General features: G+C 68.7%; 19 protein-coding genes. 11 read left to right on the forward strand and 8 right to left on the reverse strand.

Annotated elements, in window-relative coordinates; translation table 11 throughout:
• Positions 1-107: 107 nt before the first annotated feature.
• Together CFB45_RS23420 and CFB45_RS23425 are read right to left on the reverse strand one after the other, a co-directional pair.
• A complete protein-coding gene (locus CFB45_RS23420; RefSeq protein ID WP_089427598.1) occupies positions 108-794 on the reverse strand; it encodes a type 1 glutamine amidotransferase domain-containing protein in 687 nt (228 codons plus the stop codon).
• Between the two features lie 406 nt (positions 795-1,200).
• On the reverse strand, positions 1,201-2,229 hold the full coding sequence (locus CFB45_RS23425) for a substrate-binding domain-containing protein (protein ID WP_089427599.1): 1,029 nt from the start codon (positions 2,227-2,229) through the stop codon (positions 1,201-1,203).
• Positions 2,230-2,416: 187 nt separating this feature from the next.
• Here CFB45_RS23425 and CFB45_RS23430 point away from each other — a divergent pair, with 187 nt between their 5' ends.
• Together CFB45_RS23430 and CFB45_RS23435 are read left to right on the forward strand one after the other, a co-directional pair.
• A complete protein-coding gene (locus tag CFB45_RS23430; RefSeq protein ID WP_089427600.1) occupies positions 2,417-4,003 on the forward strand; it encodes a glycoside hydrolase family 68 protein in 1,587 nt (528 codons plus the stop codon).
• A 152-nt stretch (positions 4,004-4,155) separates the two neighbouring features.
• Complete coding sequence (locus CFB45_RS23435; protein WP_089427601.1) at positions 4,156-5,793, forward strand: glycoside hydrolase family 32 protein; 1,638 nt, start codon at positions 4,156-4,158, stop codon at positions 5,791-5,793.
• A gap of 96 nt (positions 5,794-5,889) precedes the next feature.
• On the opposite strand, the gene CFB45_RS23440 is transcribed toward CFB45_RS23435, so the two are convergent.
• Together CFB45_RS23440 and CFB45_RS23445 are read right to left on the reverse strand one after the other, a co-directional pair.
• Entirely contained in the window at positions 5,890-6,639 is a 750-nt protein-coding gene (locus CFB45_RS23440; protein ID WP_089427602.1) for an SDR family oxidoreductase, read from the reverse strand.
• A gap of 162 nt (positions 6,640-6,801) precedes the next feature.
• Positions 6,802-7,719, reverse strand: a complete 918-nt coding sequence (locus CFB45_RS23445; protein ID WP_089427603.1) for a LysR family transcriptional regulator — start codon at positions 7,717-7,719, stop codon at positions 6,802-6,804.
• 316 nt (positions 7,720-8,035) lie between these two features.
• Here CFB45_RS23445 and pdxR point away from each other — a divergent pair, with 316 nt between their 5' ends.
• The 8 genes from pdxR (at position 8,036) to CFB45_RS23485 (ending at position 16,030) form a co-directional block, all read left to right on the forward strand.
• Positions 8,036-9,520: a MocR-like pyridoxine biosynthesis transcription factor PdxR gene (gene pdxR, locus CFB45_RS23450; RefSeq protein ID WP_089427604.1), complete on the forward strand. Its 1,485-nt coding sequence runs from the start codon at positions 8,036-8,038 to the stop codon at positions 9,518-9,520.
• A 93-nt stretch (positions 9,521-9,613) separates the two neighbouring features.
• Positions 9,614-10,051, forward strand: coding sequence for a carboxymuconolactone decarboxylase family protein (locus tag CFB45_RS23455; RefSeq protein WP_089427605.1), 438 nt, complete (start codon positions 9,614-9,616; stop codon positions 10,049-10,051).
• Between the two features lie 10 nt (positions 10,052-10,061).
• A complete protein-coding gene (locus CFB45_RS23460) occupies positions 10,062-10,484 on the forward strand; it encodes a cupin domain-containing protein (protein ID WP_089427606.1) in 423 nt (140 codons plus the stop codon).
• Between the two features lie 253 nt (positions 10,485-10,737).
• Positions 10,738-11,445 (forward strand): TetR/AcrR family transcriptional regulator, encoded by a 708-nt coding sequence (locus CFB45_RS23465; RefSeq protein ID WP_089427607.1) that lies wholly within the window; start codon positions 10,738-10,740, stop codon positions 11,443-11,445.
• Positions 11,442-12,416 (forward strand): HlyD family secretion protein, encoded by a 975-nt coding sequence (locus CFB45_RS23470; RefSeq protein ID WP_089427608.1) that lies wholly within the window; start codon positions 11,442-11,444, stop codon positions 12,414-12,416. Before CFB45_RS23465 ends, CFB45_RS23470 begins: the two co-directional genes overlap by 4 nt.
• Positions 12,413-13,372: an ABC transporter ATP-binding protein gene (locus tag CFB45_RS23475; protein WP_089427609.1), complete on the forward strand. Its 960-nt coding sequence runs from the start codon at positions 12,413-12,415 to the stop codon at positions 13,370-13,372. The genes CFB45_RS23470 and CFB45_RS23475 overlap by 4 nt, the downstream gene beginning before the upstream one ends.
• Positions 13,369-14,523 (forward strand): ABC transporter permease, encoded by a 1,155-nt coding sequence (locus CFB45_RS23480; protein ID WP_089427610.1) that lies wholly within the window; start codon positions 13,369-13,371, stop codon positions 14,521-14,523. The genes CFB45_RS23475 and CFB45_RS23480 overlap by 4 nt, the downstream gene beginning before the upstream one ends.
• Positions 14,524-14,533: 10 nt before the next feature.
• The gene (locus CFB45_RS23485; protein WP_089427611.1) at positions 14,534-16,030 is read left to right on the forward strand and encodes an efflux transporter outer membrane subunit; all 1,497 of its coding nucleotides are present in this window, start codon (positions 14,534-14,536) and stop codon (positions 16,028-16,030) included.
• Positions 16,031-16,254: 224 nt separating this feature from the next.
• Here the strand turns inward: CFB45_RS23485 and CFB45_RS23490 are convergent, their stop codons facing one another.
• Both CFB45_RS23490 and CFB45_RS23495 read right to left on the reverse strand, forming a co-directional pair.
• The gene (locus CFB45_RS23490) at positions 16,255-17,469 is read right to left on the reverse strand and encodes a porin (RefSeq protein WP_089427612.1); all 1,215 of its coding nucleotides are present in this window, start codon (positions 17,467-17,469) and stop codon (positions 16,255-16,257) included.
• Positions 17,470-17,959: 490 nt separating this feature from the next.
• Positions 17,960-19,024: a phytoene/squalene synthase family protein gene (locus CFB45_RS23495; protein ID WP_089427613.1), complete on the reverse strand. Its 1,065-nt coding sequence runs from the start codon at positions 19,022-19,024 to the stop codon at positions 17,960-17,962.
• A gap of 375 nt (positions 19,025-19,399) precedes the next feature.
• Here CFB45_RS23495 and CFB45_RS23500 point away from each other — a divergent pair, with 375 nt between their 5' ends.
• On the forward strand, positions 19,400-20,545 hold the full coding sequence (locus CFB45_RS23500) for a glycerophosphodiester phosphodiesterase (RefSeq protein ID WP_089427614.1): 1,146 nt from the start codon (positions 19,400-19,402) through the stop codon (positions 20,543-20,545).
• 64 nt (positions 20,546-20,609) lie between these two features.
• Here CFB45_RS23500 and CFB45_RS23505 read toward each other — a convergent pair whose 3' ends face one another.
• Positions 20,610-22,238, reverse strand: coding sequence for a rhodanese-related sulfurtransferase (locus CFB45_RS23505; RefSeq protein WP_089427615.1), 1,629 nt, complete (start codon positions 22,236-22,238; stop codon positions 20,610-20,612).
• A gap of 116 nt (positions 22,239-22,354) precedes the next feature.
• Entirely contained in the window at positions 22,355-22,921 is a 567-nt protein-coding gene (locus CFB45_RS23510; RefSeq protein WP_089427616.1) for a cysteine dioxygenase, read from the reverse strand.

A 22,921-nucleotide genomic window follows, 5' to 3' on the forward strand; every position in this document is an offset into this window, starting at 1 on the left:
AAACGCGTCGTGCAACCTGCACGACGGATCGATTCAGGCCGTCGACGGGCCGGCCTGCGCCCGGCGACGGATACGGGGATGGCGCCGGCCCGGCCGGCGCCCTGGGCTCAACGGCGGCCGAGCTGCGCGAGCAGCGCCTCGGCGGCAGGCTCCGACGACGCGGGGTTCTGCCCCGTGATCAGCAGCCCGTCGGTGACGACATGCGGCGCCCAGTCGGCGCTGCGCTCGAACTCCGCGCCGTTGGTCTTCAGCATGTCCTCGACGAGGAACGGCACGACTTCCGTCAGTTCGACAGCCGCTTCCTCGCTGTTGGTGAAGCCCGTCACACGCTTGCCGCGCACGACCGATTCGCCGGTCTGCGGATTCTTCACGTGACGCAGCACGCCCGGCGCGTGGCACACCGCCGCGACCGGCTTGCCGGCCGCCAGCGCGCGCTCGATCAGGCCGATCGAATGCAGATCCTCGGCGAGATCCCACAGCGGGCCATGGCCGCCCGGGTAGAACACGGCGTCGTAGTCGTCCACGGACACGTCGGCCAGCTTGCGCGTCGAAGCCAGTTCGGCCTTGGCCTCCGCATCGGCGTCGAAGCGGCGCGTCGCGTCGGTCTGGGCCGTCGGGTCATTGCTCTTCGGGTCGAGCGGCGGCTGGCCGCCCTTCGGCGACGCGAGCGTCAGCTCGACGCCCGCGTCCTTGAACGTGTAGTACGGCGCGGCCAGTTCCTCGAGCCAGAAGCCGGTCTTCTTGCCGGTGTCGCCGAGCGTGTCGTGCGAGGTCAGGACAACCAGAATCTTCATGATCGGACACTCCTTCGAAAAATGGATGACGGGAACGGGGCCGCTCGGCCGGCAAATCCGGCCGGTGGGCGCGGCACGCCTGTGGGTTAGTCAGCTGTGACGCGTCAACGTGCGACCCGTGTATCCGAATGCGGCTTGCGCCTATTAGACCAGTCGTCTAGAACAATTCGAAATGAAACGACGGCGTCTTGCTGCACCACCAGCATCGCAGCGCGAAATGGCATTCAAATGGCATTTTCGCGTCTTCGTTGCCTGCGCCGCGGACGTCGTCGCATTCATGGGAACGGATGATAGCCCTGGATTAGACCGGTCGTCTAGTAACCCCTGCCTTCGTCATGGCCTTTTCGGCGGCGCGCGATCCGCCGGCACCTGCCGTCGCTCGCGCCCCTCACCCGCGCCGCCGCGGCTAGCCGCGCAATGGACCGTCCGTGTCACCCGCCTCGATCGCCGGTGCTTCGAGCCGCTGCTCGCGAACCCCGTCGCCCAGCAGCCGCAGCATCAGTTCCGCCAGTGCGCGCCCCGACGCGTGGCCGGTCGGCTGCACGACCGCCGTCACGCGATACGGATGCGCGAGGTTCGGCGGCACGCCGTCGTAGACGATCAGCGACATGTCCTCGCCCAGGCGCAGCCCGCTGTCCACGAGCGCCCGAAACGCGCCGCCGCCCGCGATATTGTTGTCGACCAGCAGCGCCGTCGGCCGCTCGGTGCGCGCGAGCAGCGCCCGCGCCGCCTGCCACCCGCCGTCGTGCGTAAATGGACACTCGACCATCAGCGCCGGATCCGGCTCGACACCGGCTTCGCGCAGGGCCGACAGATAGCCTGCACGGCGCTGCGCGGCGAAATTCAGCGCCAGCGGCGCGCTGATCATCGCAATGCGCCGGTGCCCGAACGCCGTCAGTCGACGCACCGCGTCCCGCGCGCCGCCCTCGTTGTCGAAATCGAACCACGCATACGGCTCGGCCACCTGCGTCCGGCCGTAGGCCACGTACGGAAACGCGCTCGCCTGCAGGTACGCGATGCGCGGATCGTCGACCCGTGTGCGCGCGACGATCAGCCCGTCGACGAGCTTGCCGTCGACGATGCGCCGATAGGTGTCCAGTTCCGCGTTCGGTCGCGCCGACGCGATGATGAAATCGAGATTGCGTTCCGCGAGCCGCTCGGTGATGCCCGCGACAACCTCGCCGAAACGCGGATCGCCGAGATCGCCCGCGCCGAACGGATAGACGATCCCGATCACGTCCGCCCGCCCGGTCGCGAGCCGGCGCGCGGTCGGATCCGCCACATAGCCCATTTCCCGCGCGGCCCGCGCCACGCGCTCGCGCGTCGCCTCGCTGACGTCGTCGTAACCGTTCAGCGCGCGGCTGACCGTCGTCCGCGACAGCCCGAGCGCGTCCGAGAGCGCCTTCAGATTCACCTTCACCGTCGTTCCTCGCATTCGCCGATCCGCCCGGCCGCCCGACGTGCGGGACGCGCCGACCGGGTAATTATTTCCAATTGGTAACGATTACCGTCAAATAAATATCTTTTGCGTTCCAAACCGGTTTGAAATAGTATCCAAACCGGTTTGGACATCGATGCCCACTCAGCCGTTCACTTTCACCTAGCCAGGAAACAACGACGAGATGACATACTTTCCCCTTTTCCGCCCGATCGCGACCAAACGTTTGCTGCTCGCTGGCGGCGCACTCGCCGCCTTCGCGTCCGTCGCGCATGCGCAGTCCAGCGGCACGGGCGCGCCCCTGCCCACGCCCCATACGCAGCAGGCCTACGATCCCGAGGGCAACTTCACGATGCGCTGGACGCGAGCGGACATCCGCCAGATCGTCGCGCAGTCGCATACCGCCGGTGCCGACAAGAACTCGCTGCCGCAAGCGCTGACGATGCCGGACATCCCGCAGGATTTCCCGCTGATCAACTCGAACGTATGGGTGTGGGACACATGGCCGCTGGCCGACCTGCGCGCGAACCAGCTCAGCTACAAGGGCTGGGAGGTGATCTTCTCGCTCACCGCCGATCCGCATGCGGGCTACACGTTCGACGACCGTCACGTCCATGCGCGCATCGGCTTCTTCTACCGTCGCGCGGGCATCCCCGCGTCGCAGCGCCCCGCGAACGGCGGCTGGACCTGGGGCGGCCACCTGTTCCCCGACGGCGCAAGCGCCAAGGTGTTCGGCACCGCGCCGATGACCAACAACGCCGAATGGTCGGGATCCGCCCGGCTCACGCACGGCGACAACGTCAGCCTCTACTACACCGCGACGTCGTTCAACCGCTCGGCGCCCGGCGGCGCCGACATCACGCCGCCGCAGGCGATCATCACGCGCGCCGACGGCCACATCCACGCCGACGCCACGCACGTCTGGTTCTCCGGCTTCGACGATCACAAGGCGCTGCTGCAACCGGACGGCAACTACTACCAGTCCGGCCAGCAGAACACCTACTTCTCGTTCCGTGACCCGTTCGTGTTCACCGATCCCGCGCACCCGGGCAAGACCTACATGGTCTTCGAGGGCAACACGGGCGGCCCGCGCGGCGCACGCACCTGCACCAACGCGGATCTCGGCTACGCGCCGAACGATCCGTACAAGGAAGATCTCAACGCGGTGATGAATTCGGGCGCAGTGTATCAAAAGGCCAATGTCGGCCTGGCGATCGCGACGAACCCGCAATTGACCGAGTGGAAGTTCCTGCCGCCGATCCTGTCGGCGAACTGCGTCGACGACCAGACCGAGCGCCCGCAGATCTACCTGAAGGACGGCAAGTACTACCTGTTCACGATCAGCCACCGCACGACGATGGCGGCCGGCGTCGACGGGCCGGACGGCGTGTACGGCTTCGTCGGCAACGGCATCCGCAGCGACTTCCTGCCGCTGAACGGCGGCAGCGGCCTCGTGCTCGGCAACCCGACGGACTTCTCCGCGCCGGCCGGCGCGCCGTATTCGCAGGATCCGAACCAGAATCCGCGTGAATTCCAGTCGTATTCGCACTACGTGATGCCGGGCGGGCTCGTCGAGTCGTTCATCGATGCGATCGGCCCACGCCGCGGCGGCACGCTCGCGCCGACAGTGAAGGTCAACATCAACGGCACGTCGACGGCGGTCGATCGCGCCTATGGACGCGGCGGGCTCGGCGGCTACGGCGACATTCCCGCGAACCTGCCCGCGACCGGTGGCAGCAACAGCCAGGGCAATCAGGATAACCAACAATAACGCACGCTGGTAGAGGCACGGGGTTAAGGAGGCGCGTATCGCGCGTGTCGCGTGTGCGCCTCCTCTTTTTTCTTCCATCCATCGCGCACACCGCCGTTGAAAGCGGTTGTGCCCTCCTTTCCCGCTTTGCACGGCGGAGCACGGGACCCCGCATGATATCGACGTCTTTCCGCTTTTCCGTCCGGGTCGCCCGGTTGCTGCTCGCCTGCGTGGCCTGCGCCCAGGTCGCTGCCGCGCCTTGCCACGCACCGGCCGAACATGACACGCCGCAATGGCGGCCCGCGCTCCACTACACGCCGCAGCGCAACTGGATGAACGACCCGAACGGGCTCGTCTACGACAACGGCCGCTATCACCTGTTCTATCAATACAATCCGCTCGGCCGCGACTGGGGCAACATGTCGTGGGGCCACGCGACGAGCACCGACCTCGTCCACTGGCGCGAGCAGCCGGTCGCGATGCGCGCGAACGCGACGGAGGAAATCTTCTCCGGCTCGATCGTCGCCGACACGCTCAACACGTCCGGCCTCGGCAAGCCGGGCCACACGCCGCTCGTCGCGCTTTATACGAGCGTGTACAAGGCAGGCTCCGGTCACGCGCCGGGCGTCCAGGCGCAGTCGCTGGCGTACAGCCTCGATCAAGGCGCGACCTGGCAGCCGTACGCACGCAATCCGGTGCTGACGCTCGATCCGGAATCGAAGCAATTTCGCGATCCGAAAGTGTCGTGGTATGCGCCGGGCGGCTACTGGCTGATGACGACGGTCGTCGCCGATGCGCACGTCGTGAAGCTCTATCGCTCGGACGATCTGATCCACTGGAATTTCCTGAGCGACTTCACGCGGCCGGGCGTGCCGCACGACGGCGCGCTGTGGGAAATGCCCGACCTCGTGCCGCTGCCGCTCGATGGCGACCCCGCCCGCATCCGGTGGGTCATGATCGTCAACGTCAATCCGTGGTCGATCGCCGGCGGCTCCGGCGCGATGTACTTCGTCGGCGACTTCGACGGCCGCACGTTTACACCGGACCGCATTGCGCCCGCCGGCTCCGATCCCGCGCAATTCCGCTGGGTCGACCATGGCGCGGACTTCTACGCAGCCGGCACCTTCTCGGGCGCGCCCGGCTCACGGCCGGTCGCGATCGCGTGGATGAGCAACTGGGATTACGCGGCGAAAGCGCCGACCGCGCCGTGGCGCGGCGCGACGACCCTGCCGCGCGAACTGTCGCTGAAAACGATCGACGGCGAACCGACGCTCGTGGTCGCGCCGGCCGCCGCATTCGACGCCTGGGCGGACGGCAGGCCCGCCGTGCATGAAGGCGATCTCGCGGTCGATTCCACGACACGTGCGCTGTCGGCCGCGACGCGCGGCGTCATCCAGCGCATCACGGTCACGCTCGCGCCGCAGCACGCGGCGCGTGCCGGCCTGATCGTCCGGCGCTCGGCGGATGGCTCGGTCGGCACCCGGATCGTGTACGACACGGCAAAGCGCACGCTGACGCTCGACCGCTCGCAGTCCGGCGAAACCAATTTCGCCGACACGTTCAGCAAAGAGCACATCGTGGACCTGCCGCTCGAGCACGGGCAGTTGCGGCTCGAGATCGTCGTCGATCACGGTTCGGTGGAAGTGTTCGCGAACGGCGGCCGTGTCGCGCTCACCGACCTGATCTTCCCGCCGCTCGATGCGGACCGCGTCGCCGTATTTGCCGAACACGGCCGCGCGACGTTCTCCGGGCTCACGGTGACGCAGCTCGAAGCTGGTGGTGACAGCCACAACGCCTGTGCGGCGCGATAGATGCGATGGGCGGGCGGCCATCGGTCCTGCATGTGACGGGGGCTGTCCGCCCGGCATCACGCCGGCCGGTTGCAGCCCCCGCCTGAGCCCCACCGATCAGAGCAAGCCCATCCCGCCCGACGCGATGATCTCGGCGCCGACGATGAACGCGGATTCCGGCGCGCTGAGGTGCAGCACCGTCGACGCGATCTCGTCCGGCGTGCCGAACCGGCCGACCGGGACGAGGCCCTTGATCTTCTCTGCCGTTTCGTCGAGCGTGGCCGCGTCAAATCCGAGCTTGCCGTAGAGCGGCGTCTGCACGGGCCCGGGGCTCACGACGTTCACGCGCACGCCGTGCGGCAGCAACTCCGCCGACAGCGTCTTCGCGAACGAATTGACGGCCGCCTTGCTCGCCGCATACACCGACGAGCCGGGCATCCCGATGTGCGCGTTGATCGAGCCGTTGATCACGATCGACGCGCCGCGGTTCAGCAGCGGCACCAGCGACTGGATCTGGAAATACGCGCCCTTCACGTTGGTGTTGAACACGAGATCCCACATGGCCTCGTCGCTGTCGGCGAACGGCGCGAGCTTCGCGACGCCCGCGTTGATGAACACGGCGTCGAGCCGCGCCCCCGCCGACGCGATCGCATCGGCCAGCGCGCGGGCCGACGCGACGCTGCCGGCCTCGTTGCGGATCGCGAGCGCGCCTTCACCGAGCGTTTGCCGCGCGGCCTCGAGCGTCTGCGCATCGCGCCCGGTGATGATGACGCGCGCGCCTTCTGCCGCGAATGCCTTGGCGGCTGCCAGGCCGATACCGCTGTTGCCACCCGTGACGAGGACCGTCTTTCCTTCGAAGCGTTGCATGATGTTCTCCTGTGAACCGGTGAGTTGACCGTGAACACAGGATGCGCGCCGCGCCCGGTCATGCCGTACGACGGGCGTGACGAACATGTTCGAAAATATCGAACATGTTTGGGCGGATGGGATACGAACGCTCTGTTCCGTGCCGTGCTGTTCCGCGCCGCGTCAGCCGGCCACGTCGATGCCGTCGAGCAGGCGCTGCGCGAGCCGCGGTTCGCGCAATTGCTCGAGCCACCATTGCAGCGCGCGGCCGTCCCGGTCGCCGTGCCATGCGACATACAGCAGGTTCGGTTCGCGCGGATCGGCCGTCTGTTTTTCCACGAGTTCGCCGCGCGCGAGCAGCGACGCCACGCGCCGGCGCGGCACCCAGCCGACGCCGAGCCCGTCGCGCTGCGCGAGGATCTTCGCGCGCATCGACGGCACCGCCAGCACGGCCTGCCCGCCGAGCAGGCCATACGCGCGGCCGGCCGCGCGCCGCGACGAATCGGCGACGACGACGGCCCGGTGCGCGCCGATCGCGTCCCGCGTCAGCGCGCCGCTCACGGTGGCCAGCGGATGGCGCGGCGATACCGCGAACACCCACTCCATCGCGCCCAGCTCGAACCACTTGAAACCGGGAATCGCCGGCGGCTCGTTGGTCGCGCCGATCACCAGGTCCGCGCGCCCGTCGCGCAGCGCTTCCCACGTCCCGCCGAGCACTTCGTGCGTGAAACGCAGCGACACGCCCGAGTCGAGCGCATCGAACGCGCGGACGACCGGCAGCAGCGTGTCGAACTCCAGCACTTCGTCGCTGACGATCCACAGCCGGTCTTCCCAGCCGCTCGCGACCTGCCGCACGCGCTGCGTCAGCCGCGCGACGTCCAGCGCCAGCCGCGCCGCTTCGTCGGTCAGCAACTGGCCGGCCGGCGTGAGCTGCAGCCGGTAGCCGCGGCGGTCGAACAGCAGCGCGTCGAAGCGCGTTTCGAGCTGGCGCGCCGCGTGCGACACCGTCGACGGCGCCTTGCCGAGCCGCGCGGCCGCGCGCGACAGGCTGCCGGTGGCGCGGATCGCGTCGAGCAGCGCAAGTTCGTCTTCGGACAGCATGGGCACGCTCCGGTGTGGGGTTGTCGTGGATCTGTCGTGGATCGTAAGGCAGCGGCGGGCCGAGGTCCAATCGCGCGACCGGGCTGCGTCGTCTGACGATGCCCGCCCCCTGACGAATGCCGCCGGGCCAGCGTTGCACGATGCACGGGTTCGTCGGCCGCCCGCGTCGCCCTGCCGGGATGCCTTGCACCGTGCGGCCGGTTCGAGCATCGAGCGAAACCCGCGAAGCCGTCACGCCGCGCAGAACCGCCCATTCTTTCGTCGCCTCCGGTATGCTGATCGGCACAAAATTCCAGAAATCGAGGTAACCACTGCGATGGACATCGCGATCCGCATCGAAGGCCGTCACGACCTGACGGGGCAGATCTTCCGGCAACTGCGCACCGCGATCGTCGACGGGCGGCTCGCCGGCGGCGCGCGGCTGCCGTCGACGCGCGACCTCGCGAAACAGCTCGGCGTATCGCGCAAGACGACGCTCGACGCGTTCGAGCGTCTCGTCGCCGAGGGCTACCTGAATACGCGCGCGGGTGACGGCACGTTCGTCGCCGACGGCCTCGCGCGCGTGCCGCACGCCGCGGCCATGTCGGCACCCTCCCTCGTCGAATACACGCCGCGCATCGACGCGGTCGACGCGCGTGCGCTGTGGGACGACCTGCCCGACGCGCTCGCGATGCCCACGCCGCAGGACACACCGGGCTTCGACTTCCGCGGCGGCGTGACCGACAAGGCGCTGTTCCCGTTCGACGCGTGGCGGCGCTGCCTGCATCACGCGCTGCGCCAGCAGATGCGCGGCTCCGCCGGGTACCACGACCCGGCCGGCGATCCGCAGTTGCGCGGCGCGATCGCGCGCTACGTCGCGTTCAGCCGCGCGGTCGCGTGCGGCTGGGACGACGTGCTCGTCACGCAAGGCGCGCAACAGGCGCTCGACCTGATCGCCCGCGTCGTCGTGCGGCCGGGCGATGTGGTGGCGGTCGAGGATCCCGGCTATCCGCCCGCCCGCGCCGCGTTCGCGTCGCTCGGCGCGACGGTGATCGGCGTGCCGGTCGACGCGCAGGGGCTGGTGACGGAACGGCTGCCCGACGACGCGCGCCTCGTCTACGTGACGCCGTCGCATCAGTTCCCGCTCGGGATGCCGATGACGCTGGACCGGCGCGTCGCGCTGCTCGAGTGGGCGCAGCGCCGCCGCGCGGTGATCATCGAGGACGACTACGACGGCGAGTTCCGCTTCGAGGGCCGGCCGGTGGAATCGCTGAAGAGCCTCGACCGCACGGGCCTCGTCGCGTATGTCGGCACGTTTTCGAAGACGATCTTTCCGGAGCTGCGGATCGGCTACGCGATTCCGCCGCGTGCGCTGCGCGGCGCGCTGACCAAGGCGAAGCAGATCGTCGACTGGCACACCTGCACGCTGACGCAGGCGGCGCTCGCGCGCTTCATGCTCGAAGGCGATTTCGCGCGGCACCTGAAGCGCGTGCAGAAGCACTACGACGCGCGCCGCAAGATGCTGATCGCGCATCTGCGCGGCGAACTCGCGCCGTGGTTCGACGCGATCGTGCCGACCGCCGGCATCCACCTGGCGGCCTACCTGAAGCCGGGGCTCGACGAAGCGGCGCTGGTCCGCGCGGCCCGCGCGCAGGACATCGGCCTGTACGGCATCTCGGCGTTCCACGTCGGCGTGCCGGTCCGCGCGGGGCTGCTGTTCGGCTATGGCGGGATCGACACGCCGCGCATCGACACGGCGCTCGCGACGCTGGCCGGCCTGCTGGGTTCGGACGCCATTGGCGGCTCGGCACTGGTTACCTGAATTTACCGGAAATTGGCCATTCAAGCAGGCCAGCATACGTCCTAAAGTAGGTCCTGTCGCGCCACCGTGCGCTCCCACCGAAAAGGACCTGCCATGCAACCGCGCCTGAACTTCTACGCCGCCAGCCCGAATGCGATCAAGGTGATGCGCAACGCCGAGGAATTCCTCGCGAAGAGCTCGATCGAAAAGCCGCTCGCCGAACTCGTCCGCCTGCGTGCCTCGCAGATCAACGGCTGCGCGTTCTGCGTCGACATGCACACGACCGACGCGCGCAACGGCGGCGAAACCGACCGCCGCCTGGCCACCGTCGTCACGTGGCGCGAGACGCCGTTCTTCACCGAGCGCGAACGCGCGGCGCTGGAATGGACCGAGGCGCTGACGCTGGTCGCCAGCAACCACGTGCCCGACGCCGTCTGGGAAGCCGTGAAGCCGCACTTCACCGACGAGGAGCTGTTCGACCTGTCGATGCTGATCGCGACGATCAACTCGTGGAACCGCTTCGCGATCGCGTTCCGCAAGATGCCCGAGTAAGGAGACGACGATGAGGGATGCCACGCTCCGTCGCGCCGCCCTGTGCGCCTCGCTCGCGGCCGGCGTCGCGCTGCTGCCGGCCGCTGCCCGGGCGCACGACACCGGCGACAACGTGCACACGATCCTGCAGCAGGCCGTGCCCGAAGCGCCCGGCAAGCTCGCGGTCGTCGCGACCGTCGACTACGCGCCCGGCCAGGCGTCCGAAGCCCATCGGCACCTCGGCTCGGTGTTCGCGGTCGTGTCGAAAGGCGAAGTGCTGTCGCAGGTGAACGGCGGCCCGCTGCACCGCTACCGCGCCGGCGAAGGCTGGTACGAGGCGCCCGGCTCGCGCCACCCGGTGTCGCGCAACGCGAGCGCGACCGAGCCCGCTCAGCTCGTCGTATTCGGGTTGACCGGCGAACACGTGCCGCTGACGTCGCCGATCGATCAGTAACCGCTCACCGGGGGCGTGCGATCGTCCAGGCGCGCGCCCCGCTTCGCGACCGGTTTTCCATACCGTGGGGCCGCCACGCCTCCCGTTTCTCCATTAGCTGCTCCCTACACTCCGCCACCGGCTTGCCGTACCGCGCCGCGTCACGTCGCCTCCTCGCTCGCCCGCGTCCCCCTTCGACGCTCGCCTGATCGCGATCATCTCGGGCGGAAACCCTTCCTTGAAATTAACTAACTCATCAATTAGCGTCGATTTCATGAACGCGAAATCCACCGTCGCCAGGCCGCGCGGGCGCCGCCCGTCGGTCGACGATTTCGACCTGCGCGACCACATGCTCGACGTCGCGATGCAGCTGTTCGCCGAACGCGGGATCGCCGCGACGACCGTCGCGCAGATCGCCGCCGCCGCCGGCGTCACGTCGGCGATGGTTCACTACTACTTCACGAATCGCGAGCAGTTGCTCGACGCGATCGTCGAGGAACGGCTCGCGCAGGTCATCGCGTTCGTGTGGCGACCGACCGAGCCGCAGATCGAAAACGATCCGTTCGCGCTCGTCGCCGAACTCGTCGACCGCTTCTTCGACGTCACGCACCGCATGCCATGGCTGCCGTCGATCTGGCTGCGCGAGATCGTCCATGAGGGCGGGCTACTGCGCGAACGGATGGTCCGGCGCATTCCGCTCGAACATGTCGGGCGCTTCGCCGAACGCATCCACGGCGCGCAGCAGGCCGGCACGCTGAACCCGGCGCTCGAACCGGCGTTCCTGTTCCATTCGATCATCGCACTGGTGATGCTGCCGCTCGCGACCGCAAAGCTGTGGCAAAGCGCGCGCGGCGGCCTGCCGCCGATCGACCGCGACGTGCTGCACCGGCACGTCCGCGCGCTGCTCGGGTCGGGCATGCAGCCGCCGGCCGCCGCGCCGCGCGCACGGGCCCGCTCGCCCTCGCCGCGGAGGCCGTCATGAACGCGCCCCGCGCGCGGTCGCTCGCGCTGGCCGCCGCCGTCGCCGCCGTCGCGCTGCTCGCCGGTTGCGAACGCCGGGAGAACAACGGCACGACCTACCAGGGCTACGTCGAAGGCGAATTCGTGTACCTGTCGTCGTCGCAATCGGGCACGCTGACGCAGTTGTCGGTCGCGCGCGGCCAGACCCTCGCCGCCGGCACGCCGGCCTTCTCGCTCGAAGCCGTCAGCGAAACGGCCGCGCTGCTGCAGGCGCAGCACCAGCTCGCGGCCGCCCGCGCGCAGCTCGCCGACCTGCAGACGGGCAAGCGCCCGCCGGAAATCGCGGTCACGCAGGCGCAGCTCGCGCAGTCCACCGCGCAGGCCGCGCGGGCCGCCGCGCAACTCGCGCGCGACGAAAGCCAGTACGCCGCCGGCGGCCTGTCGAAACAGCAGCTCGACGATTCGCGCACGTCCGCGCAAACGACCGCCGCGCAAATGCGCGAACTGCGGAAACAGGTCGACGTCGCGCGCCTGCCGGGCCGCGCGCAGCAGGTCGCCGCGCAGGCCGCGCAGGTCGACGCCGCGCAGGCGGCGGTCGCCGAGGCGCAATGGAAGCTCGACCAGAAGCGCGTCGCCGCGCCCGCCGCCGGACGCGTGTACGACACGCTGTACCGCGTCGGCGAATGGGTGCAGGCCGGCAATCCGGTCGTGCAGATGCTGCCGCCGCAAAACCTGAAGGTGCGCTTCTTCGTGCCGGAGGCCGCGATCGCCTCGCTCGCGCCGGGGCGCACGGTCGCGATTCACTGCGACGGCTGTGCGGCGGACGTGCCCGCACGCATCACCTACGTGTCGAACGAGGCCGAATACACGCCGCCCGTGATCTACAGCAACGAAAGCCGGACCAAGCTCGTGTTCATGATCGAGGCGCGCCCGGCCGTCGGCGACGCGCCGAAGCTCCATCCGGGCCAGCCCGTCGCCGTGAGGGTGCCATGAGCGCGCCGCCCGCACCGTACGCGATCGACGTCGATCGCCTGAACAAGCATTTCGGCGACAAGCACGTCGTGAAGGACGTGTCGCTGCGCGTCGCGCGCGGCGAGATCTTCGGCTTTCTCGGGCCGAACGGCAGCGGCAAGACCACGTCGATCCGGATGATGTGCGGGCTGCTCACGCCCGACTCGGGCAGCGGCACCTGCCTCGGCTACGACATCGTGCGCGACAGCGCGCAGATCAAGCGGCGCGTCGGCTACATGACGCAGCGCTTCTCGTACTGGGAGGACCTGTCGATTCGCGAGAACCTCGACTTCGTCGCGCGCGTGTACGGGATGCCCGACCGCAAGGCGGCCGTCGCGCGCGCCCTCGACGGGCTCGGCCTCGCGAGCCGCGCGGACCAGCTCACGGGCGCGCTGTCGGGCGGCTGGAAGCAGCGCCTCGCGCTGGCCGCCTGCATGCTGCACGAGCCGGCGCTATTGCTGCTCGATGAACCGACGGCCGGCGTCGATCCGGCCGCACGCCGCGACTTCTGGGAAGAACTGCACCGGCTGGCCGCGCAAGGGATCTCGGTGCTCGTCAGCACGCACTACATGGACGAGGCCGAGCGCTGCCACAAGCTGGCGTACATCGCATACGGCGAGCTGCTCGCGCAGGGGACGTCGGCGGAGATCGTCGCGTCGCAGGGGCTCGTGACCCGCGCGATCACCGGTGCGCATCTGAGCGAACTGTCCGCGCGGCTGCGCACGATGCCGGGCGTCGACCAGACGGTCGTGTTCGGCTCGGCGCTGCACGTGAGCGGCCGCGATCAGGCGCGGCTCGACGCGACGCTCGCGCAGGTCGCGGCGCAAGCCGACGGGTCTGCCGCGCTGCAGGTCGCACCGATCGACACCGCGCTCGAGGACGTCTTCATCTACATGATGGGCCGCGCATCCGGGCCGCCCGGCGGAGCGTCGTCATGAACGCGTGGGCGCGCCTGCGCGACGCGTTTTCGGTCGCCCGCTGGTGGAGCATCGTGCTGAAGGAATTCCTGCAGCTGCGGCGCGACCGCGTGACGTTCGCGATGATCGTCGGCGTGCCGATCATCCAGCTCACGCTGTTCGGCTTCGCGATCAACACCGATCCGAAGCACCTGCCCACCGCGGTGATCGTCGCGGATGCGAGCCCGTTCGCGCGCAGCTTCATCGCCGCGATGCGCAATTCTGCGTACTTCGACATCGTCGAGACGCTGCCCGACGAGGCGGCCGGCCGGCATGCGCTCGCCCGCGGCGACGTGCAGTTCGTGCTGAGCGTGCCGGCCGATTTCTCGCGGCGGCTGCTGCGCGGCGAGCGTCCGTCGCTGCTCGTCGAGGCGGACGCGACCGATCCCGTCGCGACCGCGTCGGCGATCGGCGCGCTGCCGGGCCTCGTGCAGCCCGTCGCCGACAAGGACCTGACGGGCCCGCTCGCACACCTGAACGGCCGCCCGGCCGCGTTCGACGTCGTGCTGCACCGGCTGTACAACCCCGAGGGCATCACGCAGTACAACGTCGTGCCGGGGCTGATGGGCGTGATCCTGACGATGACGATGGTAATGATGACGGGCCTCGCGATCACGCGCGAACGCGAGCGCGGCACGATGGAGAACCTGCTCGCGACGCCCGTGCGGCCGCTCGAGGTGATGACGGGCAAGATCATCCCGTACGTGCTGATCGGGCTGATCCAGGTGTCGATCATCGTCGCCGCAGCGCGCTTCGTGTTCGACGTGCCGTTCGTCGGCGGCGTGTTCGCGATCTACCTGTCCGCGCTGCTGTTCATCGCGGCGAACCTGACGGTCGGCATCACGCTGTCGTCGCTCGCGCAGAACCAGTTGCAGGCGATGCAGCTCGCGGTGTTCTACTTCCTGCCGAACATCCTGCTGTCGGGCTTCATGTTCCCGTTCGCCGGGATGCCGAAGTGGGCGCAGTTCATCGGCAACCTGCTGCCGCTCACCTACTTCAACCGCCTCGTGCGCGGCATCCTGCTGAAAGGCAACGGCTGGAGCGACCTGTGGCCGTCGGTGTGGCCGGTCGCGCTGTTCACCGTCGTCGTGATGGGCGTCGCGCTGCGCTTCTACCGACGTACGCTCGACTAGGCGCCGCACGATGAAACCGGCTTCGCGTCGCTCCTTCCACGTCGACCCTGCTGCTCGCGGCTGTGCGCTGGCTGCCGCGCTGCTCGTCGCGGGATGCGCGGTCGGGCCGGATTTCCACGCGCCGGATGCGCCGGCCACGCAACACTACACGCGCGGCGAGCCGCCCGCGACGACGGTCGCCACCGCCGGCCCGACTGGCGACGCGCAGATGTTCGCATCGGCCGCGCATACGCCGCGGCACTGGTGGACGCAGTTCGGCTCCGAACCGCTGAACCGGCTCGTCGATACCGCGTGGCACAATAGCCCGACGCTTGCCGAGGCCCGCGCACGACTCGACGAAGCGCGGCAGAACCATGCGGCCGAAGCCGGCGCGACGATGTTGCCGAAAGTCGATGCGAGCCTGTCGGCCACGCGCGAGCAGGTCAATACAACCGCGTTCGGCCTGCCCGCCAACGTGCCCAGCCCGGGGCCGTTCACGCTGTATGACGCGTCGGTGAGCGTGTCGTATGTACTCGACGTGTTCGGCGGCAACCGGCGCGCGCTCGAAGCGTTGCGCGCACAGGTCGACTACCAGTCGTACACGCTCGACGCGGCGCGCCTGACGCTCGCGGGAAATATCGTCGCGACCACGATCCTGCGCGCGTCGCTCGCGCAACAGGTCGCGCTCACGCGGCAACTGATCGATGCGCAGGCGCGGCAGTTGCGCATCGTCGAAATGCGTTTCGCGGCGGGCGGCGTTTCGCAGGCCGACGTGCATGCGCAACGCGCACTGCTCGCGCAGACGCGGGCGTCGCTGCCAGCGCTCGAGGCCCGCCTCGCGCAGGCCGGCCACCGGCTCGCGATCCTGCTCGGCGTGCCGCCGTCTGATGCCGTGTTGCCCGACCTCTCCCTCGATGCGCTCGCGCTGCCGCGCACGCTGCCCATCGCGCTGCCATCGACGCTCGCGCGCGAACGCCCCGACATCCGCGCGGCCGAAGCCATGCTGCACCAGGCGAGCGCGAACGTCGGCGTGGCCACCGCGAACCTGTATCCGCGCTTGTCGATTTCGGCGGGAATCGGCTCGGAGCGCACGCGCATCGCGGATCTCTTGAGCGGGCTCAACGTGTGGAATGTCGGCCTCGGGCTGACGCAACCGCTCTTTCATGGCGGTGAACTGCGCGCGAAGAAACGTGCGGCCGAAGCGGCGTATGAAGCGGCCTTCGCAAGTTATCGGGAAACCGTGCTCGAGGCGCTGCAGCAGGTGGCCGACGCAATGCGCGCGGTCGAGCACGACGCGGTGACATTGCAGGCGAGAGACATCGCCGCGCAGGAAGCGGCGGCCAGCAACCGGATTGCCGGCGACCGTTACGCGGCGGGCGGGATCAGCACGTTCGACCTGCTCGACGCGCAGCGGCAGGCGCTGCAGACGGCGCTCGACCGTACCCGCGCGCAGGCCGACCGGCTCGCCGATACGGCGGCGCTGTTTCAGGCGCTGGCGGGAAGCTGGACGGATGACGCGGCGGAGTGATCGGATGGACGACATTGGCACGGGCAGGACGCCGCCGTGTGCACGCCGGGCACCGCATGAGCGGTGCGCTTGTCTGGCGCGGCTTTCGTCGCCGTCCTCATCCCGTCGATGCCGGCCGGCGACGGCACCGGAATACACTTAATACGTACCGCAAACAAAAAACCGGCCCGAAGGCCGGTTCTTCAACCGCATACCGTAAGCGGCGCTCACGCGCCGCGCGGCATTTAGAAGCGGTGGATCAGGCCGACGCCGAGGCCGATCTGGTTCTGCTTCGAACCTGCGCCCACGCCGTCGCCGATGGACGTCGTTGCAGCGATGATGCCGCTCTTGCCGAGCGTGTTGCCGCTGGCGTGCTGGTAAGCCTCAACTGCGTACAGGCCCGTGCGCTTCGACAGGCTGTAGTACTGCGACAGCGTGACCTGGTGGTACTTGGCCGAGCTGGTGATGCCGTTCGACTGCGTTGCCGCCGTGTACGAGTAGCCCGCTGCGAAGTCCCACTGAGCGGCTGCCTTCCAGTGCAGCACGGCGCCAGCCGTGTTGAAGATGGCGGTGTTGCGGAACGCCGAACCCGTGCCCGGCGTGTACTGGACGTTCGAGTACGATGCCGAAATGTCCCATGCCGGCGTGAACTGGTAGCCCGCCGTCACGGCGATACGCTGTTGCGATTGCGCCGTGGCATAGCCGTTGTTGATCGACGAGACAGCCGGCTGGTTGCCGTCGCCCGTTGCCGTCAGGCCGTTCTGGACCGTCGAGTTCGCGCCCCACACGCCGCCGCCGAGCGTCGCGTTGTTGACCTTTTGGTAGCCGACCGCGATGCCTGCCGGGCCGTTCAGGTACTGGATCGCCGCGCTCCACGTCGAGCCGCGGTTCGTCGCGCCTGCGACGCCGCCGAACGAGTACGAACCGCCGACCGTGAAGCCGTAGAACTTCGGCGACATGTAGACGAGCGAGTTGTTCGCACGGTAGCTCGTATCCAGCGAGTCGATATCGCCCGGGTGCGCGCCGTAGTAGCCGGTCAGCCAGGTCGTCGGGCTGTACGGCGACAGCAGCGTGTAGTACGCGGTGTACTGGCGGCCGGCCGTCAGCGTACCGTACGTGCTGTTGGTCAGGCCAACCCACGCCTGACGCGTGAAGATGCCGTTGGTCCACTGCGACGAGCCGTTAGCCGTGTTGACGCCGGCTTCCAACTGGAAAATCGCCTTCGTGCCGCCGCCGAGATCTTCGCTGCCCTTCAGGCCGAAGCGGCTGCCTGCCCACACGCCGGTGGACATTTGCACCTTCGAGTGACCACCCGTGGTCGCGCCGACGGCCGACGAGTTGTTCTGCCAAGCCAGACCGTTGTCGACGATACCGTACAGGGTCACGCTGCTCTGGGCGTGGGCGGCGGTAGCGGCTGCGAGACCGACTGCCGTCATGGCGAAAGCGACGCGCTTTTTCATTGATTCTCCGTCCTCAAAGAATGATTTCTTTTCTGGTGTGGTTTTATGACTGACACATGTGCGAGTACATGCCGACGGGATTCTGACGGATTACCGATTATTTCCCAACACGCGCAGTCGGTCATCGTATGATCGACGCAACGCAGGGGTTCACCAAGCGGTTACATAACACCTGAAAACGCTTACGCGGCGGGCTTTTCCGGCATTTCCCGGTGAAAACCCTAGCTTTACATTTTTACGGGTGCAACACGACCGTCGGATGTCGTCAGATGCCTTCGGCAACATACGTCTTACCAATGCGCGACCGTGGCTGACACCACGATTCACGCCGCCGCGAAGGATCGCTGACGTTCATGACACCCACGTTTCGCGACACGAAATAATGAAAACGTTTTTAGCCGAGGCGTGAAGCGGCGGACGGTGATGGCCCGGCGAACGCGGGCCGAGGGGCGATGCCGGCACCTGTCGCGCCGGCATCGTTCACTGCGAATCAGCGCGTGGCCGGCTGCGCGAGATGCGCGCTCACGGCATCGGCGAGCGCGGTCAGGCGCGCGCGAATCGCGGCGTTCGAGCCGACCAGCGCGAGCGACGACGCCATGATCCGGTAGACGCGCTTTCTCGGCACCTTGGCCGGCTTTGCCGGATCGAGCCACGCATCGTTGCCGGCCAGCAACTCGAGTGTTTCGAGGCCGATCATGATCGGCCACAGGCACGCGAGCCGCAGCCGCACGAAGCGGCGCGGGATCGCGAGCGTATACAGGCACGCGTCGCGATACTGGTCGAGCGTCACGCGCAGCAGGTCGACGAGCACGCCGCGCGCGCGCGCCGACGCGTCGGGCGCCATCAGGTCGGCAACGCCGAGCCCGTGCGCACCCAGCACGTCGTCGGGCAGGTAACACCGGCCGATGCGCAGGTCCTTCCCGCAGTCGCGCAGGATGTTGGTCATCTGCAGCGCCTTGCCGAAACGGATGCCCTTCTCGCACATGTCCGGCAGGTTCCAGCGGCGCGCGGCCGGCGTGTGCATGCCCGTCATGTCGGTCCAGAACTCGCCCACGCAGCCGGCCACGAGATACGTGTAGCGGTCGAGTTCGCCGCGCGTCGGCAGCGACACGACGCGCCCCGACTGCTCGTCGGGGAACGTGCGCAGGTCGAATACCATCCCCGCCGTCAGCGTCGCGACGACCTTGCGGATCGAGGCGCGGTCGGCGTCCGGCTGCGTGCGCAGCAGCGCGAGCATCGGCTCGATCGAGCCGAGCAGCACGTGCTCGTGCGAATCGGTCTGCATCCGCGTCACGTCCTCGAGCGCCCGCGACAGCGCGACGCCGTCGCCGAGCCGCTCGACCTCGTCGCGCAGGTCGGTCAGCAACGCGGCCCGGCGATCGGGTGCGACGAGCGCCGTATCGGCAATCGTGTCGGCCGCGCGCGCAAGCAGGTACGCGAGGCCGACCGGGTCGCGCATGCCGTCGGGCAGCACGCGCAGCGTCAGGTAGAAGGAGCGGGAAACGTTCTTCAGCAGGTCGCCGAGCAGGAAAGCGGAATCGGTTCGAGTCGTCATGGGTCGGGAAAAATCGGCCGGCGCGGGCCCCGGACGCACACGGGCGCCGGGCGCCCGCGCCGGCCCGCGAGTCGCCGCATCGTCGCGCCAGGCGGGCGTCGGCCCCGGCGCGTCGATGCAAAATTCCCGCAAGTTTAGTGCATCCGGCGCGCAGCCTGCCCGAGACGGCCGGAATGCGCGTCACGCTAGGTCGCAGTCAACCGCCCTGCCGCGGGTATCGCACCCTAAAAATAGATAATGGAAAGGCGAAAGTAATACATATGTAATTATTCGGTGCGACGATCGCGTCCCATTCGACTCCGTGCGACACGCCGCGACGGCCTCACCGCCGGATCGATCGCCCCTTTCCGACTCTCGTTTCGAAGGTTCATCGACATGCTCTTCAAGCGCCCGACCTCCCTGCGCTACGTCCCGTTCGCCTGTGCCGCCGCGTTCCTGCTCGCCGCGTGCGGTGGTGACGACGACGTCGCGTCCGATCCCACCCAGCCGATTTCCGCGAAGGTCCAGGTGGTCGGCCATCGCGGCGCGAGCGCGCTGCGCCCCGAACACACGCTCGCGTCGTACCGCAAGGCGGTCGAGGACGGCGCGGACGTGATCGAGCCCGACCTCGTGTCGACCCGCGACGGCGTGCTCGTCGCACGACACGAGAACGAGATCTCGGGCACGACGAACGTGTCGACGCTGCCGCAGTTCGCGAGCCGCAAGGCGACCAAGACGATCGACGGCGCGGAACTGACGGGCTGGTTCACCGAGGATTTCACGCTCGCCGAGCTGAAGACGCTGCGCGCCCGCGAGCGCATTCCGCAAGTGCGCCCCGCGAACACCGCGTACAACGACCAGTTCGAGATCCCGACCTTTGACGAGATCGTCGCGCTCGCGAAGCAGATGTCCGCGCAGACCGGCCGCACGATCCACCTGTATCCGGAAACCAAGCATCCGACCTACTTCCAGTCGATCGGCCTGCCGCTCGAGGACCGTCTCGTCGATGCACTGCTGAAGGATTCGTACACGGCACGCACGGCGACCGTCTACATCCAGTCGTTCGAGGTCGCGAACCTGAAGACGATCCGCAACCGGATCAAGTCGAGCCAGCCGAACTGGAAGCTCGTGCAGCTGATGGACGAAGCCGGCCAGCGCCCGTACGACTTCGTGAAGGCGAACGACAAGCGCACCTACGGCGACCTGTCGACGCGCGACGGCATGCGCGAGATCGCGACCTATGCGAACGGCGTCGGCCCGTACAAGACGTCGATCATCGCGGTCGCCGCGGACGGCACGCTGCAGCAGCCGACGCCGTACGTGCGCTACGCGCACGAGGCCGGCCTCGTCGTGCATCCGTACACGTTCCGCCCGGAGAACAACTTCCTGCCCGCGTCGCTGAAGGATGGCGGCACGCCGGCCACGCGCAACCCGGCCGGCTCGGTGCGCGAGATCCAGGCGTACCTGCGCGCGGGCATCGACGGTTTCTTCACCGACGATCCGGCCGTCGGCCGCACGGCCGTCGATACGTTCAAGCGCTGACCTGCGCGCTGACCGGGCGCGATGCATGACGCACGACGCGCCGCGCCCGGTCGCGCCGCATCGGTCAGATCACGTTGAAGTGATGCGTGCCGTCCCGCTTCAACTGATCGACCAGTCCGTACTCCCAGTCGAGATACGCCTGCATCGCGGCCGCCGCGTTGTCGGTGCCTTCGTACGGGCGCCGGTAGCGGTCGACGCGCGGTGAGGCCAGATGCGTCTCCCCGCTTTCGAGCGGCAGCCCGGCGTCGATCCATGCGGCCGTGCCGCCGGCGAGCACCGAGATGTCGGCCGAAGCCGGCAGCAGCGCGCGGGCGTCGTCCGCCGCGAACCGCGCCAGCAGGCTCGCCCCGCACGTGAACACATAGCGCTTCGCGGGCGGAATCGCCGCGAGCGCATCGCGCAACTGCGCACGCACCGCGAACCACGCACCCGGGATATGCCGCTTCACGTAGTTCGCGCTGGCCGTCACGTCGACGATCGCCAGCTCGCCCGGCGCGGCCTCCTTCAGCCAGCCCGCGAGCGTCGCGGGCGACACTTCCGCCACGCTCGGCGTCGCCGGCACGTCGCGCGGCGGCTGGCCGCGCTCGCCGAACTTCGCCGTGCCGTCCTCCGGTTCGACCACCCGCACGTCCCAGCCCATCTGCGCGAGCCACGACGCGGTCATGTCGGCGCGCACGCCGTCATCGTCGGCGAGCACGATCCGCGCGCCGCGCACGGCCGCGTGATGGTCGGTCTCCTGCACGAGCTGGCCGCCCGGCGTACTGAGGAAGCCCGGCAGATGGCCGGCTTCATATTCCTCCGGCGTGCGTACGTCGAAGCGGTACAGCGTGCGGCCCGGCGCGTCGAGCGCGGCGACATCCGCGAGCGCGATGCGCGGCACGCCCGCGCGTTCGGCCACCGCGCGCGCCGCCCGGCGTGCGTCGGCACGCTGCGTCGCGTCGATGTCGTCCGGAAAGCGTCGCGCGGCGCCGCGTTCGAGCGTCTGGCCCGCGAGCGTCCAGCCGATCGTGCCGTTGCGCAGCGCGGCGACCGGATTCGGCAGCCCCGCGTTGACGAGCGACTGCGTGCCGATGATGCTGCGCGTGCGGCCCGCGCAGTTGACGATCACCTGCGTCGCCGGGTTCGGCGCGAGCGCGCGCACGCGCAGCACGAGCTCCGCGCCCGGCACGCTCGTCGACGTCGGGATGTTCATCGTCTGGTATTCGTCGAAACGGCGCGCGTCGACGATCACGACATCGGCCTTCGCGTCGATCAGCGCCTGCACCTCCTGCGCGGACAGCGACGGCGTATGCCGCTCGGCCTCGACCCATTCGCCGAACGACTTGCTCGGCACGTTCACGTCGATGAACAGTTCGCCGCCCGCGGCGAGCCAGCCCGCGAGGCCGCCGTCAAGCAGCCGCACGTCGGTGTAGCCGAGCTGCGCGAGCTTGGCGGCCGCGCGCGGCGCGAGATCCTCGCCGCCCGCTTCGCCGAACACGACGATCGGCGTATCGCGGCGCGGAACCCGCGTCCACGCGTCGAGTTCGAGTTTCGACAGCGGAAAGTTGGCCGCCCACAGCGGGTGGCCCTGCGCGTACGGATCTTCCTCGCGTACGTCGATCAGCGCGATCTCGTCGCGGGCCAGCAGGCGGGCGCGCACGTCCTGGTACGACGCGACGGGAAAGCGGGAGGTGGAGTCGGCGGATTGCGTCACGGTGTCTCTGTCTTGATTGAATGCGTTGAAGTCGGTGAAAAAAGCGGAACGGATGAATCTCGGGCCTGCCGGCGCGTGCCGGCAACCGGCCGCGCGTGCGGGCGTTGCGTCAGGCATCAGGCATTCGAATAACCCGACACGAAAGGCTTCACGGTACCGTCGTCGAGGAACACCGCGCGCTCGACCTTGCCGATGTTCGCGCCGTACACATGGATGCTGATCGATACCTGATCGTCGAACGCGTTGGTCACGCGATGGACGTCGCCGATGCGCGGCGACACGGCCTCGATTTCGCCCGGCCGCAGCCGCACGGCGTCGCCCGCCGGCTCGGGCCGGCCCGCCGCGTCGAACCGGTACGGCTGCGAGAACTCGCCGCCGCGCAGCATCCCGATCAGCCCCCACACCGTGTGGTTGTGAATCGGCGTCGTCTGGCCCGGCCCCCACACGAAGCTGACGACCGAGAACCGCTCGTCCGGGTCGAGATACAGCAGGTACTGCCGATAGCGCGCGGGGTCGGGCTGCGCGAATGCGTCGGGCAACCAGTCGTCGTGTTCGACGAGCGCGGCGAGCAGCGCGCCGCCTTCGTCGAGGATGCGCGCCTCGTTCGCGCCGGACGCGAGCAACGCGCCCAGACCGTCGACGAACGGCCGCAGCGGCGTCTGATGCAACGAAAGCGTACTCAT

Source organism: Burkholderia sp. HI2500 (assembly GCF_002223055.1).
Taxonomy (GTDB): domain Bacteria; phylum Pseudomonadota; class Gammaproteobacteria; order Burkholderiales; family Burkholderiaceae; genus Burkholderia.